Source organism: Streptomyces sp. CA-142005, from assembly GCF_050942335.1.
GTDB lineage: Bacteria > Actinomycetota > Actinomycetes > Streptomycetales > Streptomycetaceae > Streptomyces.
Map to the genome: position 1 here is coordinate 134,567 of NZ_CP192079.1, position 14,749 is coordinate 149,315.

Annotated in this window: 12 protein-coding genes; 5 read left to right on the forward strand and 7 right to left on the reverse strand. The window is 70.4% G+C overall.

Features of this window, described 5'->3' with window-relative positions; translation table 11 throughout:
• Nucleotides 1–223: 223 nt before the first annotated feature.
• The 7 genes from ACQPXS_RS47130 to ACQPXS_RS47160 all read right to left on the reverse strand — a co-directional run bounded on the left by ACQPXS_RS47130 (nt 224) and on the right by ACQPXS_RS47160 (nt 8,695).
• Entirely contained in the window at nt 224–1,090 is an 867-nt protein-coding gene (locus ACQPXS_RS47130; protein ID WP_433456527.1) for a 3-hydroxybutyryl-CoA dehydrogenase, read from the reverse strand.
• A complete protein-coding gene (locus ACQPXS_RS47135; RefSeq protein WP_433456529.1) occupies nt 1,048–2,253 on the reverse strand; it encodes a CocE/NonD family hydrolase in 1,206 nt (401 codons plus the stop codon). The genes ACQPXS_RS47130 and ACQPXS_RS47135 overlap by 43 nt, the downstream gene beginning before the upstream one ends.
• 7 nt (nt 2,254–2,260) lie before the next feature.
• A complete protein-coding gene (locus tag ACQPXS_RS47140) occupies nt 2,261–3,751 on the reverse strand; it encodes a purine-cytosine permease family protein (protein WP_433456531.1) in 1,491 nt (496 codons plus the stop codon).
• Entirely contained in the window at nt 3,748–4,491 is a 744-nt protein-coding gene (locus ACQPXS_RS47145; RefSeq protein WP_433456533.1) for an enoyl-CoA hydratase/isomerase family protein, read from the reverse strand. The genes ACQPXS_RS47140 and ACQPXS_RS47145 overlap by 4 nt, the downstream gene beginning before the upstream one ends.
• Nucleotides 4,488–5,675 carry an acyl-CoA dehydrogenase family protein gene (locus ACQPXS_RS47150; RefSeq protein WP_433456535.1) on the reverse strand — a complete coding sequence of 396 codons (1,188 nt, stop codon included), beginning with the start codon at nt 5,673–5,675 and terminating at the stop codon, nt 4,488–4,490. The genes ACQPXS_RS47145 and ACQPXS_RS47150 overlap by 4 nt, the downstream gene beginning before the upstream one ends.
• A gap of 105 nt (nt 5,676–5,780) precedes the next feature.
• A complete protein-coding gene (locus tag ACQPXS_RS47155; protein ID WP_433456537.1) occupies nt 5,781–7,862 on the reverse strand; it encodes an acetate--CoA ligase family protein in 2,082 nt (693 codons plus the stop codon).
• Nucleotides 7,859–8,695 (reverse strand): SDR family oxidoreductase, encoded by an 837-nt coding sequence (locus ACQPXS_RS47160; protein WP_433456539.1) that lies wholly within the window; start codon nt 8,693–8,695, stop codon nt 7,859–7,861. The genes ACQPXS_RS47155 and ACQPXS_RS47160 overlap by 4 nt, the downstream gene beginning before the upstream one ends.
• Nucleotides 8,696–8,927: 232 nt before the next feature.
• Here ACQPXS_RS47160 and ACQPXS_RS47165 point away from each other — a divergent pair, with 232 nt between their 5' ends.
• The 5 genes from ACQPXS_RS47165 to ACQPXS_RS47185 all read left to right on the forward strand — a co-directional run bounded on the left by ACQPXS_RS47165 (nt 8,928) and on the right by ACQPXS_RS47185 (nt 14,683).
• On the forward strand, nt 8,928–9,809 hold the full coding sequence (locus tag ACQPXS_RS47165) for a TetR family transcriptional regulator C-terminal domain-containing protein (RefSeq protein ID WP_433456541.1): 882 nt from the start codon (nt 8,928–8,930) through the stop codon (nt 9,807–9,809).
• Nucleotides 9,796–10,440: an NUDIX hydrolase gene (locus ACQPXS_RS47170; protein ID WP_433456543.1), complete on the forward strand. Its 645-nt coding sequence runs from the start codon at nt 9,796–9,798 to the stop codon at nt 10,438–10,440. The genes ACQPXS_RS47165 and ACQPXS_RS47170 overlap by 14 nt, the downstream gene beginning before the upstream one ends.
• 552 nt (nt 10,441–10,992) lie before the next feature.
• Nucleotides 10,993–11,769 carry a class I SAM-dependent methyltransferase gene (locus tag ACQPXS_RS47175; protein ID WP_433456545.1) on the forward strand — a complete coding sequence of 259 codons (777 nt, stop codon included), beginning with the start codon at nt 10,993–10,995 and terminating at the stop codon, nt 11,767–11,769.
• Entirely contained in the window at nt 11,766–14,420 is a 2,655-nt protein-coding gene (locus ACQPXS_RS47180; RefSeq protein ID WP_433456547.1) for an SUMF1/EgtB/PvdO family nonheme iron enzyme, read from the forward strand. The genes ACQPXS_RS47175 and ACQPXS_RS47180 overlap by 4 nt, the downstream gene beginning before the upstream one ends.
• The gene (locus tag ACQPXS_RS47185; protein ID WP_433456549.1) at nt 14,417–14,683 is read left to right on the forward strand and encodes a hypothetical protein; all 267 of its coding nucleotides are present in this window, start codon (nt 14,417–14,419) and stop codon (nt 14,681–14,683) included. Before ACQPXS_RS47180 ends, ACQPXS_RS47185 begins: the two co-directional genes overlap by 4 nt.
• The last annotated feature ends 66 nt before the right edge of the window (nt 14,684–14,749 follow it).

A 14,749-nucleotide genomic window follows, 5' to 3' on the forward strand; every position in this document is an offset into this window, starting at 1 on the left:
GTAACGGTTCCGAGCACTGCCGCGTCTCCTTGAACAACCACGGCCTTGGAGCGGGCCCGAAATCTTCATGGGGAAGACCCGCACCTGACCGACGAGTCCTCGTCCCATTCCGCCGTCATCAACAAGCACCCGCACAAGTGGGTCGTCGCCGCCGAGACAGGTCCGCGCGACCCTAAAGGAGGAGCCCCGCAAGGAGCCCGACTGGCCCGGCGGTCGCTGAGGCCTACGCGGTCGCGTAGTCGTGGAAGCCTCGGCCGGTCTTCGTGCCGAGCAGACCGGCCTCGACCATGCGCAGCAGCAGCGGAGGCGGCGCGTACAGCGGTTCCTTGAACTCGGCGTACATCGACTCGGCGATCGCGTGCGTCGTGTCCAGCCCGATCAGGTCGGCGAGCGCCAGCGGGCCCATCGGGTGCGCGCAGCCGAGCACCATGGCCTGGTCGATGTCCGCGGCGCAGGCGAAGCCGGACTCCAGCATCCGGACCGCGGAGAGCAGATACGGGATGAGCAGCGCGTTCACCACGAAGCCGGCGCGGTCCGTGGAACGGATGACCTGTTTGCCCAGGACGACGGTGACGAAGTGCTCCGCACGCCGCTGCGTGTCCTCTGCGGTCAGCAGGGACGGCACGAGTTCCACCAGGGGGAGCACCGGCACCGGGTTGAAGAAGTGGATGCCGAGGACCTGCTCGGGACGGGCCGTGGCCATGGCGAGCTTCGTGATCGGTATCGAGGAGGTGTTGGAGGCGAGGACGGCGTCCTCGCGCTGCACGACTTTGTCGAGGGTGGCGAATACGTCGATCTTGATCCGTTCGGTTTCGGCTGCGGCCTCGACGACCAGGTCCCGGTCGGTGAACTCGCCGAGGTCGGTGGTGAAGCGCACGTGGGCGAGTGCCCGTTCGCGGTCTGCGTCTGAGAGCTTTTTGCTGCTGACGCCGCGTGCGAGGGACCGCTCGACGCGCCGTCGCCCGGCGGCCAGTGTGTCCGGGCCGGTCTCGGCGACGAGAACGTCCAGCCCGGCCCTGGCGCAGATCTCGGCGATGCCGGAGCCCATCAGTCCGGCGCCCACGACGCCGATACGGCGGATGGTGTCCATAGGGTCGTTCGTCCCTTCAGGAGTACGGAGGCCTGGGGAGCACGGTGAGCTCCAGGTGGGCGCCGTCGTGCCCGCCGGTCAGTAGGCGCTGGGTGCTGCCGTGGGGCGGCGCGCCCGCCAGGGGTGCGCGGTGCCCCCCGCTGTGCGGGAGGTAGAGGGGGAAGCAGCTGGAGGCCGGCTGGACGCGGAGCCGGTGGCCCGGTTGCAGACGATGTCCCGTGTCGCCGAGCTGGATGGGGAGCCGGTGCCTCCAGCATGGCCTTGCGCGCGACCGGATCGGTGAGGTGGTCGGGGCTGCGCCCGCTCGGGGTGAACACGTCGTCCTGGTGGTCGGTGGCGCCGGCGAGCAGGTACTGCGGTGCGCTCGCCCAGCTTCGGGCCCGCTGCCAGTCGCGCAGCCGGCCGCGCTGGAACAGGTCGTACCAGCCCGTGCAGTGCAGGGTAGGTATCCGTCCGTGCCCCGGGACGCGGCCGCCGAACGCCGGCTGCCGCCAGCGCGCGTCACCGGGCCGTGCGGTGGCCCACCCGGCCGGCGGCAGCGGGGAGCCGGTGTCGGGCAGGGCGTCGAGCAATTCGGCGAGCGGCCGCCGGGACCAGTCGGGGGCGGGCAGGACATCGGCGCGGCCGGCCCAGGTGGACGTCAGCCACTCCCCCATCGGCCCGAGCCTGAACACCCCGCCCCGGTGGACGAGTTCTCGGCCGATGTCCGTGGTGGTCAGACGGGACACGCGTGCGCGTAGGACCGGGTGGCCGGACGCGGCCGCGGCCCAGGCGGTGAAGCCGTAGGAGGAGTTGCCCCAGCAGCCCACCGTGCCGTTGGACCAGCGCTGGGCGGTGACCCAGTCCAGGGTGTCCCAGGCGTCGGCGACTTCCGCGGTGAAGGGGACCGGCCGTCCCTCGGAGCGGATCTTGCCGCGGACGTCCTGCGTCACCACGGCGAGTTGGGCCTCGGTCAGCCGGGCCGCGATGTCCGGCAGCAGGGTGTCCGGGTGCGTCTTGTCGTAGGGGGTGCGGATCAGCACCGCCGGGAGCCGTGGGCGGCGCGTGCGCGACGGGGGCAGGTGGACCTCGGTGTGCAGCCGTACGCCGTCCCCCAGGCGCACCCGGTGGGGCTCCGCCTGCGGGACGGGCGTACCGAACGGCACGGGGACGGCCGTACTCACCCGGCGCTCACCCGGAGTGCGCCGAGGGGGACGTGCCGGCCGGCGCGTCGGGGTCCAGGCCCTCGTCGGCGGTGGCGACCTGGGCCCGCTCGGCCGTCAGGTCCAGCGACCGGCAGACCAGCAGGTACAGCCCCGCCGAGACCACCAGGCCGACGATCATGGTGACGTCCAGGCCGCCGAGCCACTTCGCCAGCGGGCCCATGCTGTCGCCCACGACCGCGAACGGCATCATCGAGGCGAAGCCGACGACGTAGGAGACGAGGCCGCGCCAGCTCCACCGTCCGTAGATGCCCCGCGGGTTGAAGATCTCGCGGATCGAGTAGTGGCCGCGGCGCACGACGTAGAAGTCGACCAGGTTGATCGCCGTCCACGGGGTGAAGAGGTAGCCGAGCACGACGAGGAAGTGCTCGAACTGCTTCAGGAACGTCTCGTCGGAGCTGAACGCGATCGCCGTGGACAGCAGGCCCATGACGACCAGCGTGACCACCCGTTTGACCACGGTGGGCCGGATCTTGCGGATGGAGTCCATGCTGGACAGCAGGGTCAGGCTGCCGCCGTAGAAGTTGAGTGTGCCGATGGTGATCAGCGGCACCACGGACACCAGCAGCAGGGTCATGCCGAACCCGTGGAAGATCTCGTCACCAGCGGAGATGACCGATTCGACGAGGGCCGCCTTGGGGAACAGCCCGGCGGCGACGGTGCCCACGAGCATCATCCAGGCGCCGCCGATGGTCGCGCCGAGGTAGGTCCACCAGAACGAGGAGCGCACGCCCACCGTCGGCGGCAGATAACGCGAGTAATCCGACACGTAGATCGACCAGGACAGCTGGTAGACCGCGGCCGTGAAGAACTGGACCAGGAAGGGCGCGAGGGCGAAGGTGCCCAGGTCGAGCTGTTCGGGGCTGAAGGGGTTCACCGCAAGGATGCCCACGGAGAACACGAGCAGTGCCACGAACATGAGGTACGTCAGCCAGCGCGACGCCCGGTGGATGAAGTCGTAGCCGACTACCGCCAGCACGATGCCCACCACCGCGTAGCCGATGTAGCTGACCGGGTTGGGCACCTGGGCCAGATGCTCCATGGTGCGGCCCACCAGGATCTGGTTGAACGCGGTGTAGCCGATGTACGTCACCAGCGCGGTGATCCACACCAGGAGGGCGCCGACGTACCCGAACTGCGGGCGGGACTGCACCATTTGCGGCAGACCGAGCTGCGGGCCCTGGGTGGAGTGGAAGGCCATGAAGAAGGTGCCGAAGGCGGAGCCGAGGACGACGGCGATGGCCGTCCAGATCAGGTTGCCGCCGAGCGCCACGCCGATGGCGCCGGTGGCGACGGTGGCCAGGTGCGCGTCGCCGGCGAACCACACCGGGAACAGGTGCCACACCTTGCCGTGGCGCTCGGCCAGGGGCACGTAGTCGATCGAGCGGGTTTCGATGACCGGGCGGCTGCCGGGGGACGTGGACGGCGTGGCGGATGTCGAGTTCGAGGTGACGGTCATCTCGGGTCCTCGTTCGGTGGGTGGGTTGCCTGGTTGAGGGAGGCGTACGCCAGCTGCTCCAAGAGCAGGGAGGCCTCGCGCGGGGAGTCCGCCGCCACGTCGATGACCCGCTTGGTGACGGCAACCGCGAGCGGGGGCAGCGCGGCCAGTTCCTCGGCGAGCCGCAGGGCGGTCTCCAGGTGCGCGCCCTCGTCGGTGACCTCGGTGAGCAGGCCCCAGCCGAGGGCTTCGCCGGCGTTAAGCCGGCGGCCGCGCAGGACGAGTTCGCGGGCGCGGGCCGGGCCGACGATCCGGGTCGTGCGGTACGTGCCGCCGGAGCTGGGGAGGATGCCGATCCCGACCTCCGGCAGGCCGAACGTCGCGGTCGCATCCGCGATGCGGAAGTCGGCGGCGAGGGCGAGTTCCAGTCCGCCGCCGAGGCAGTATCCGGCGATCGCGGCGACGGTGGGCTGCGCCAGCCCGGCGACCTTCTCGTAGACGGCGCCGGAGTCGCGGTAGTAGGCGGCGATCGCCTCCGGGGTCATCTCGCGCAGTTCGCCGGTGTCGGCTCCGGCGGAGAAGACCTTCTTCCCGCCGGTGAGGACGACGGCTCGCGCGGTGGTGACCGCCTTGTCGTCCAGGGCGCGCAGCAGTGCGCGTTCGAGGTGGGTGGACAGGGCGTTGAGCTTGGCCTCGCGGCGCAGCGTCAGCACGGCGGTGCCCCCGCTGCGCCGGATGTCGACGGTGCCGGATCCCGTCATGCCTGAGGGGCCTTGTTTGTGGGGAAGTTCAGGAAGCCGAGGCCGCGCTTGCCGATCTCGTTGGCGATGACGAGGCGCTGGATCTCGGAGGTGCCCTCCCAGATGCGGTCGACGCGCAGTTCGCGGTAGAGCCGCTCGACGGGGTAGTCGCGCATGTAGCCGCGGCCGCCGAAGATCTGCACGGCGCGGTCGATGACGCGGCCCGCCGCCTCGGAGGCGGACAGCTTGGCCATGGCCGCCTTGGCGTGCAGCATCTTGCGGTCGCCGCCCTGGTCGAACTCCCAGGCGACCTGGTGGACGAAGGCGCGGTTGACGGCGATGTCGACGGCCGAGTCGGCGAGCATGGCCTGGATGAGCTGGCGCTCGATCAGCGGCTGTCCGCCCTGGACGCGCTCGCGGGCCCACTCGGTGGCGAGGGCGAGGGCGCGCTCGGCGGCACCGACGGTGCGGGCGCCGATCATCAGGCGCTCCTCGGTGAACCAGCTGCGGGTGAGGTCGTAGCCGCCGCCGATCTCGCCCAGGACAGCGTCGCTTGCGACCTCGACGCCCTCGAAGACGTACTCGGGGTGCTCGTAGACGAAGGTGTGCATGTAGCGCGGGACGCGCTTGATGCGCACACCGGGCAGGTCCTTGTCGACGAGAAAGAGGGTCGGGGCCTTCTCGTCGCCGACGAGGGCGAGGACGAGGAAGAAGTCGGCGGCGTCGCCGACGGTGACGAACCACTTCTCGCCGTCGAGCCGGTAGCCGGTGCCGTCGGCGTTACGGGTGGCGGTGGTGGTGATGCCCTGCGGGTCGGAGCCCGCGTCGGCCTCGGTGATGGCGACGGCGTCACGGCGCTGTCCGAGGATGTCGGGGATGAGGTAGCGCTCGCGCTGCTCGGGGGTGCAGGCGGCCAGCGCGTTGGCGGGCCGCCACACCGTGTCCCACAGGGCGCCTGTGAGCTTGCCGAGCTCCTCTTGGACGACGACCTGCTCCAGCACGCTCAGTCCGGCGCCGCCCCATTCGGTGGGCATGTTGATCGCCTGCAGGCCGCTGGCCAGCACCGCTTCGCGGATGGACTGGTGGACTTCCGGGGACAGTCCGTTGTCCATCTCGCACGCGTCCTCGTGGATCATGATCTTGTCGGCGAGGGCGGCGGCCCGTTCCTTGAGCTCGGCCAGGTGCGGGGTGTAGGCGAATTCCATCTGTGTCTCTCCCTGCTGGGTACGTGAGTGCGTGAGTGCGTGAGTGTGAGTGCGTGAGTGTGAGTGCGTGAGTGCGTGAGTGTGAGTGCGTGAGTGCGTGGTGTGTCAGGCGTCGAGGACGATGCGGGCGTCCAGGCCCCTGCAGCCGCGCGGGGTGACGAGCAGAGGGTTGACCTCCAGCTCGGCGATCTCCGGGTGGGCGGCCGCGACGCTGGTGATGGCCTCGATGGCGCGGGCCGCGGCGGCGAGGTGGACCGCGGGGCGGCCGCGTACGCCGTGCAGCAGCGGGGCAGCGGTGAGGCGTTCCAGCAGGGCGCGGGCGTCGGTGGCGGTGACGGGTGCCAGGCCGAGGCTCACGTCGCGCAGCACCTCGGTGAAGATGCCGCCGAGGCCGACGAGCGCCACGGGACCAAAACGCGGATCGCGCCGTACGCCGACGATGAGTTCGACGCCGTCGCGGGTGTCGGCCATGGCCTCGACGCAGTAGCCGGGCGGGTCGAGGCGGCGGGCCATGTCGGCGTGCGCGGCGCGGACGGACGCCTCGTCGGCAAGACCGAGGGCGACGCCTCCGGCGTCGGACTTGTGCAGCAAGCCCATGGCCTTCAAGACGACGGGCCCGTCGATCCGGGCGGCGGCCGCGGCGGCCTCGTCCTGCGTACGGACCAGGTGGGCGGCGGGAAACTTAAGCCCGCCCTGACGCAGCAGTTCGCGTGCACTCCAGTAGTCATCGGCCACGACGGGTGCCGCCGGGGCGGGCACGGCCGGTACGTGCGGGGCCGTCCGCTCGGCCCGGTCCGCGATCCGGCCGAGGACTTGGGCGGCGTGCTCCACCGACCCAAAGACGCAGACGCCCTGCCTGCGCAGTTCGACGGCGGCGGGCGCGTCGGCGTACATGGTGTGGACGGCGACGGGCTTGCCGTGGTCGCGGATGTGCGCGGCCATCACGCGGGCGGTGGCGACCTCGGCCTCGGCGAGGGCCTCGCCGTAGCCGCCGTAGCCGCCGAAGTAGCCGGTGACCAGCACGCAGTCGACCGAGTCGGCGCCGAGGGCGAGGTCGAGGACGCGGCCGAAGGAGGTGATGTCCTGCTCCCCCGCCCCGGCGAGGTCGACCGGGTTGGCGGTGCCCGCGGACGGGGGAAGTTCGGCCTTCAGCCCGGCGACGAGGTCGTCGTCGAACTCCGGGACGTGCAGGCCCCGGGCCTCGGCGACGTCGCTGGCGAGCGAGGCGTGGCCGCCGCCGTCGGCGATGACGGCGAGGCGGCGTCCGCCGCCGCGCCGATTACGGTGCAGCGCGCCCAGCAGGTGGGCGAGTTCGGCGACGGTGGCGACGCGGTCGACTCCGGCGGCCCGGCAGGCGGCGTCGATCACGGCAAAGTCGCTGGTGAGCGCGCCGGTGTGGGAGCGGGCCCCGCGCATGGAGGCCTGGCCGGCGCCGACGGTGAGCAGCGCGACCGGCTTCCCCGCCCGTACGGCGTCGGCGGCGGCCCGGGCGAAGGCGCGGCCGTCGCCGAAGTCTTCGCAGTACAGGGCGATCAGCTCGGTGCCGTCGTGCTCGGTGTAGCTGCGCACGAGGTCGGCGGCCGTGAGGTCGGCCTGGTTGCCGAGGGAGGCGAAGCGGGAGAACCCGAGGTGGTCGCGTTCGAGGAAGCGGCTGAGCTCCAGGGCCATGTTGCCGCTCTGGGAGACGAAGCCGATGCCTCCGGCAGGCATATCGTTGGAGGCCAGCCGCAGTTCGGTGGTGGTGTCGAGGACACCGAGGCAGTTGGGGCCCAGCAGCACGGCACCGGCCCGGCGGATACGGTCCGCGAGGGCGGCCTCGCGCGTTCGGCCCTCCTCACCGAGTTCGGCGAAGCCGGCGGTGATACCGACGATGGCGCGGGCTCCGGCGGCGAGGGCGTCCTCGACGGCGTCGGCGAAGCCGGCGGCGGGCACGGCGATGACGGCCAGGTCGACGCCGCCGGGGACGTCGACGGCCTGCCGGTGGACGGCGCGGCCGAGGACGGGTTCGCCGCGGCGGTTGACCAGGTGGACCAGGCGGCGGTGTTCGCCGCGCAGCGCCTGGACACTGAGCCAGTTGCCGTATTTGGTCTCATCGTTGCTGGCACCGATGACAGCTACGGAGGAGGGGTCGAAGAGCGCGGACAGGTCGCGTACGGCGGGGGCCGTCGCATCGGTCAGGATCGTCACCGGGTCACCTCCGCGCGCTGGGGGGCGTCCTCGGATTCCCGTGCCGGGACCGGATGTCCGGTGCCCCAGGCGTCGACACCGCCGTCGACGGTGATCGTGGTTCCGGTGATGTAAGAGCCGCCGGACGAGGCGAGGAAGCACACAAGGCCGGACACTTCTTCGGGGCGGCCGAGCCGGCCGAGCGGCACGGCCTGCTCCCAACGACGGCGATCCGCCTCCTCGTACGCGGCCTGAAGCCCTTCGGTGGCGATGGTTCCGGCAGCGACGCAGAGGGTGCGGATGCCGTAGCGGCTCCACTCCAGCGACAGTCCGGCGGCGAGGTTCTCCAGCGCGGCGCGGGCGGCGGTGGCGTGCACCATGCCGGGAATGCCGCGGCGCGGGGAGAACGCCATGAAGAAGACGACCCCACAGCGGTTGGGGATCATGGAGCGGACGGCGACCTCGCGCGTCATCGCCCAGCCGGCGTCCACGGCCAGGTCGTGCACCGCACGCCAGCCCTTGGGGGTGATCTCCTCGGCGGGGGCGGTGAACTGGCCGCCCGCGTTGTTGACGAGCACGTCGATGCGGCCGAAGGCCTCAAGGGCCGCCTCGACGACACGCTCGACCCCGCCCTCGGCACGGATGTCGGCGGGCACGGCCAGACAGGTGCCGCCGGCGGCCTCGATCTCGGCAGCCACCTTCTGAAGGGGTTCGCTCCTGCGGCCGCACACCACGACGCGGGCCCCCAAGGAAGCGAAGTCGATGGCCACGGCCCGGCCGATGCCGGTACCTCCGCCCGTGACGAGCACGACCTTGCCGTCGTGTACGTCCGGGCGCAGCGGTGTCGATCCCACAGCGCTCTCTTTCCGTGCCCCCAGCGGGGCCCACAGCGGGTTGACGACCCAGATCGCAATCAACTGACTGATCCGTTGGTCGGTAAGTCGGCATCACTGTGAGCCCGCCCTTTGCAGGGTGTCAATAGGCTGTACTAGCTGGACCTTTGCGAATCCAGGCCGAGGTGGTGGCCACCCTGCCGCGACCGGCGGTATTGCGATTTTGGCAACGCACACGCTACGGTTCGGCAGCATGGACGAGACAGCCGAGCGCGTGCGCCGGATCATCGACGCGGTCGCGGAGACGCACCGCGACTTCGCGGCCCGGATCGGCCTCGAACCGACCAAACTGTCCAAGTCCCTCAAAGGGCACCGCCGCTTCACACCCGGCGAGCTGGCGGCCGTCGCAGCGGCCGCAGGCGTGAGCGTCGACTGGCTGGTGCACGGGGTCGGCCCCGGCCCCGCCGAACAGGGAGCCGGCCCGCCCGGGACAACGCCCGGCGACCCGGACCGAACCGACGCGCGCCGTACCGAGTTCCTCGAGGCCGCCTGGCGGCTGATCTCCCAACACGGCTACCACGCCGTACGGATCGCCGACATCGCCCGCGCCTGCGGCACCAGCAGCGGCGCCGTGCACTACTACTTCCCGACCAAGCAGGACGTCCTCACCGCCGCCCTGCTGCACTGCGTCGAGAGCGCCTTCGAACGGCAGAGCGACGAGCTCAAAAGCGTCGACAGCGCACACGCACGGCTGCTGCGGCTCATCGACATGCAGCTTCCGGCCGGCGGCCGGGTCCGGGACGAATGGCTTCTCTGGCTGCAGTTCTGGGCCGAGACCGCCCTGCGCCCCGAACTACGCCCCATCCACAACGACTTCTACGCCCGCTGGCGCGAGGCCGTGGTCCGCATCGTGCGCCGGGGCCAGCACCAGGGACAGTTCCGGGCCGACACCGACGCCGAACAACTCGCCCTCGGCCTCACCGCGCTCACCGACGGCCTGGCCATCCAGGTACTGACCGCAGCGCCCGGAGTGACGCCCGAACGGATGCGGAGCGTCCTGCTGGACTTCATCGACCGCGAGCTCCTCGCACCCAAGAACGAACCCAAAAGCGAGGTGGAACATGCCGACACCTGATCCCAACGAGCCGGCCAGAAGCGCGATGGACCGGCTGGAAGAGCAGGTCCGCGCCCACCTCGCCGCCTTCCCGCGGCGTACCGCGGCCCCGCCGCCGGGCGCCCGTCGCGCGGGCGTATGCCTCACCCTCCACCCACACCGCGGCGAACCCCACGTGCTGCTGATCAAACGAGTCGCCCACGGCCGCAACGCCGGCCAGTGGGCCCTGCCCGGCGGCCGGCTCGACCCCGCCGAGACCCCGCAGCAGGCGGCGCTGCGCGAACTCGCCGAAGAGACCGGCATCCGCGCCGGCCCCGCCGAAGTCGCCGGACAGCTGGACGACTTCGTCACCGACTCCGGATTCGTCATCACACCCGTAGTGGTACTGCCGCGGCTCCCGCTACGACTGCAACGCAACCCAGACGAGGTCCACTCGCTCCACCCGATCCCGCTGCGCCGCCTCACGGATCCCGACATTCCGCGCTGGCGGACCGATCCGCAGGGCCGGCCACTTCTGCAGATGCCGCTGCGACGAGGCATGGTCATCCACGCCCCGACCGGCGCCCTGCTATGGCAGTTCCGCGAAGTCGCCCTTCTCGGACGGGCCACCCGCATCGCCGACCTGACCCAGCCGGACTTCACCCGCACCTGAGTAGGACGACGCGACCCGGCAAGGGGCGCACAAACCCGCCCCCCAGCCCCGAGACGCAGAACCATCAGGAACTCGGCGAAAACTGTCGCCATCCACATGCACCACGTCCTGCTCACGCGGAACCCGGCGAGGGCAGGCCGAGACACCTTCCCCCAGTACAGGACGGCACCCCAGGAAGCCTCTTCCTGCTCACACGGAACCAGAAGCCCCCGAAGAGACCGGCCCTACGGCCTCGGCCGGGAGTCTGCAGTGGATCTATGAACGGCCCCGCTCCATGGAGATCGGCGAGTTCATCCACCGGATCGAGATCGCCTTCCTATCCACGCTGACCGGCAACCCCGGGCCGACCGGCGGCCACGACGCTGATCCCGAGCAGATCGGCCTGGGGGGAATCCACCTGGACAAGCCCCGTGCTCCCCGATGCCGGTGCTCCCGCAAGTCGATCAAGCCCACAGACGTCTGGTTACAGACTGTTGCCGCCAAAGTGCTCGCGATAACCTGCACCGTGCCTCTACGGCACAAACGGCGCGGTGAGGGGGCACGAGGGGGATCGTGGAGCGGCGCAATGTGCGAGGGCACTACGAGGAGTTGGCGGCCGAGTACGACGAGCACTGGGTCTACGGCCCGGACTACGTTCCCTGGATGTCCGGCCAGATCGCCCAGGCCCTACGGCTGGGCACCATGGACCGGATCGCCGACGTCGGCTCCGGGACAGGCCTGTTCGCCAGGGAAGTGGCCAAGCAACTTGGGCCGCGCCACCCCATTTTGTGCATCGATCCTTCCGAGGCGATGCTGCGCCAGCTCGGAACGCCGCCTCCGGCCGTCCTGACACCGATCGTTGCTTCCGCCGAGGACATCGCCGAAGGCCGCACTCAACTGCCATACGAGCAGCTCGATGCGGTGTGGCTGAAGGAGTCGGTGCACCACGTGGCCGACCCGGCGCACACGCTGCGTGGCCTGGCCGACCGGCTGGCGCCCGGAGGCCGGCTGCTGGTGGTCATGCTGCCGGCCAGCATCCAGTACCCGTTGTTCGAGGCGGCCCTCACGCGCTTTGAGGAGCTGCAGCCCGACCCAGCCGATATCGAGGGCCACTTGCGAGCCGCTGGGCTGGAAGCCGGTCTCAGCTATGTCGAGCATGAGCTGCGCATCGACCGGGAGAGGTACTTCGGCATGGTGCGCGCCCGCTACATGTCCCTGCTGTCCACCTTCAGCGACAGCGAGATCGAGAAGGGCATCGAGGAGATGCGCGTGGCCTATCCGGAGCCCGTGCTGGTGTTTGCGGACCGGTTCGCGTTCGTCCTCGGTCGGCGACGGGGGGAGCCCGCATGAGCGCCTTGGTCGACGAACGGCTGCGGCGCCTGCGGGGTGAACTCGACGACCACTCGCGGATCGCCGATCGGCTGGGGCTTGATCTGGAACGGCCGTTACGGTCCCTCAACGACGGCTATCCCGAGAACGCGGTCGCCTTGGTGGGGAAGTTGACCGAGAAGCTCCTCAAGGAGCTGTGGCGCCATCATGGCGTCGAGGGCGACCCGTCGACGAAGGCCTTGAACGATCTGGTCAAGCGCTGCCGTCCGTATATTCGCAGCAGCACCGTTGTGGATGCGCTCGAGGACATTCGGCGGCTGCGTAACCGGTCGACGCACGACGGGTACGACATCAGTGACGAGGACGGGCTGCTGGCGGTCCGCAGGCTCGTGGACGTGCTGGTCTGGTTCACGGACACCGGGAGTGCGGCCCTTCTCGGCGGCGAGCCCGACGTGGCGCCTGAGGTGGCGCGTCGCTGCGAGTTCCTTGCCGGGCTGTACGTCACTCTCGGCTACCGGCAGGCGAAGCGGTTCGTGCTCAGCCCGGACACCGTGTACCAGCTGTTCTGCCGCGAGTCGGGGATGCGGCTGGAGTACGTGGAGCTGATGCTCTCGCGTGATGCCGACGACTTGAGCACTGTCCTTGCCGCCAGCGGTGGAGAGCTGTTACGCACCCGGCTGCCCAAGCTGACCCGGTTCGTTGTCCTGGACGAGGACGGCGATGCGGCGTCGGGCGCGCTCCACCAGATGCTGGGGCTGGACTTTCGGATCGTGCGGTACGACGGTTTCGTCGACACCATCGTCAATATCGACGCCCACCTCGCCGATCTCACCTGCGGTGACAGCCGGGCGGAGAAGAGGGCCCCTGTCGCCGCGGCGGCACTGACGACCGACCCGCGCACCGGCGAGTCGGCGGTGGAGCAGTCCGGCGACGCGGCGCAGCTCGTGGCGCGTCTGGCGCGGGGCAGTGCGAACGTGCTGGTCACCGGTCGTCCGGGGAGCGGTAAGAGCACGCTCCTGCGGTCGCTGGCCGCCGATGCGGAGATCCGGCGTTTTCGCTTCTACTTCGATCTCGGTCTCAAGCCGAAGGACGAGCCGTTCTCCGAGTACGCGGCCCGTCTCCTCGCGCCCGCCATGGCGTCGGATCGCTCGCGCGCTTACGACCTTTTCCTTTACCTCATCCGTTCGGGGACGGCGCTGTGTGTGCTGGATGCCGTCGACGAGGGCGTCGAGGAATCAAGTCCTGCCGGTTTTCTGCGGCTCTTCACCGATCTCGCGGCCGTCCTGTCCGCGGAGTCGGCGGTCGTCATGAGTTCCCGGGTGTCCTTCCTCGCGGACTCGCCGCAGGTGCGTCAGCTGCTGGATAGCGGCGCGGGCCGCTCGGAGCAGTTGGTCGAGCAGATGTACGCCAACGGCGTCGACCCCTCACGGGTGCCGCACTTCCATGTCGTTCGCCTGGCCGACCCCGAGGCAACCCCACTGGAGAAGCACCTCACCGCAACCCTCGACCTCCCTGGGAACACGCCGCTTGCGGACATCCTCGGCGCTCACATCACGCGGACGCTGGCCGAGCGAGGGCGGGGCGATCTGGAGCAGCGGCTGCCCGCCGCGTTCGGACAGGCTTTCCTCACCGACCGCACCGTGTTCTCCCTGCTCGAGGTGCACCGGCTGATGGGGGCCGACGCCTTCACGGACGGACGCCTCGCCCTCGACGCCTGCGTCCTGGCACCGCTGCTGCGGCCCGCCGGCCCCGATCACGTCGCCTTCGCGCACACGGCGTACCAGGAACTGCTGGCCGCCAGGTTTCTGGCCGATCCGGCGAACCGGGACCTGGCAGCAGGCCTTCCCGGCGGGGCCTTCCTCACGGAGCAGGTGCGCGCCTTCCTCGCGGGCATGCCCGGCAGCAAGGAGAGCGATGACTGCGTGCTGCCCGCCGGGGCGTACCTGGTGGGGCCGGCTGAACGGCTGCTGATCCGCTGCGTCGAGCGCCCCGTGCGCTTCGACCGCCATGCGGTGACCGTGGCGCGCTACCGCCGTTTCCTCGACGCCCTCAACGCGGACGGCACCTCGCAGTGGGACCACGCCGACCAGCCGGCCGGCATGACGCACCGCCCCTGGACCGACCGGCTGACCCGGTCCGACTACTACGAGAATCGTCACTACGACGCCTACCCTGCCATCTGCGTCAACTGGTGGAGTGCCTACGCCTTCGCCGCGTTCGAGGGCAAGCGTCTGCCGACCTCCCTGGAATGGGAGGCCGCTGCGCGTGGCAGAGATGGGCGTCTGTTCCCCTGGGGTGACACGCCCGACGGCGCCTTGGTCAACTGCGCGGACACGTGGGTGGGTCGGCCTGTCGTGACGTATCAGGCGTGGTACCGCCACTTCGCAGGCGACGCCGTCCGGAGGGCCGGGACGACCCGCGTCGACGAACGACCAGGCAACCGCTCCCCGTTCGGTGTCATCGACATGGTGGGCAACTGCTGGGAGTGGACCTCCACCAGCCTGGACGACCCCGGCGAGGCCGTCATCTGCGGCGGCAGTTACGACAACCCGATGCGTGCGGTGCAGACCAGCACCAAAGGCATCTACCGCAAGCGCGGCGGGAGCAACGCGGTCGGCTTCCGATGCGTGCAGGACATCGACCCATCCGGACCAGAGGAGACGACAGCATGAGCGGCGGCGGGCCGCGCCACGGAACCATCGTCGACAGGCGCCCCAACGGCGGAGGGCCAAGCGGTGCCATCGGCTCCTACGTCGTCCGGGACGACGAGGACGAGCGGTACTACACCTTCGACTACCGGCAGATCGTGACCGAGGGGTTCCGGACCATCCGCACCGGCGAGCGGATCCGCTTTCATGTCAGCGCCGAACGCCCCGACCAGGCGGAGTTCGTCATTCGTCTCGACCAGCCCGACCCCGCCGAGTACTACCGGTGACCACCCAACCCATGCCGCTGCTCGAGAACGTCACAGGGGCGCGCCAGGAGTTGACCGTAGTGCAGC

Excerpts from the sequence above, each read along its gene's own strand:
- ACQPXS_RS47185 (WP_433456549.1), top strand. The coding sequence starts at position 14,417 with ATGAGCGGCGGCGGGCCGCGCCACGGAACCATCGTCGACAGGCGCCCC.
- ACQPXS_RS47180 (WP_433456547.1), top strand. The coding sequence starts at position 11,766 with ATGAGCGCCTTGGTCGACGAACGGCTGCGGCGCCTGCGGGGTGAACTC.
- ACQPXS_RS47165 (WP_433456541.1), top strand. The coding sequence starts at position 8,928 with ATGGACGAGACAGCCGAGCGCGTGCGCCGGATCATCGACGCGGTCGCG.
- ACQPXS_RS47140 (WP_433456531.1), bottom strand. The coding sequence starts at position 3,751 with ATGACCGTCACCTCGAACTCGACATCCGCCACGCCGTCCACGTCCCCC.
- ACQPXS_RS47150 (WP_433456535.1), bottom strand. The coding sequence starts at position 5,675 with ATGGAATTCGCCTACACCCCGCACCTGGCCGAGCTCAAGGAACGGGCC.
- ACQPXS_RS47170 (WP_433456543.1), top strand. The coding sequence starts at position 9,796 with ATGCCGACACCTGATCCCAACGAGCCGGCCAGAAGCGCGATGGACCGG.
- ACQPXS_RS47130 (WP_433456527.1), bottom strand. The coding sequence starts at position 1,090 with ATGGACACCATCCGCCGTATCGGCGTCGTGGGCGCCGGACTGATGGGC.
- ACQPXS_RS47145 (WP_433456533.1), bottom strand. The coding sequence starts at position 4,491 with ATGACGGGATCCGGCACCGTCGACATCCGGCGCAGCGGGGGCACCGCC.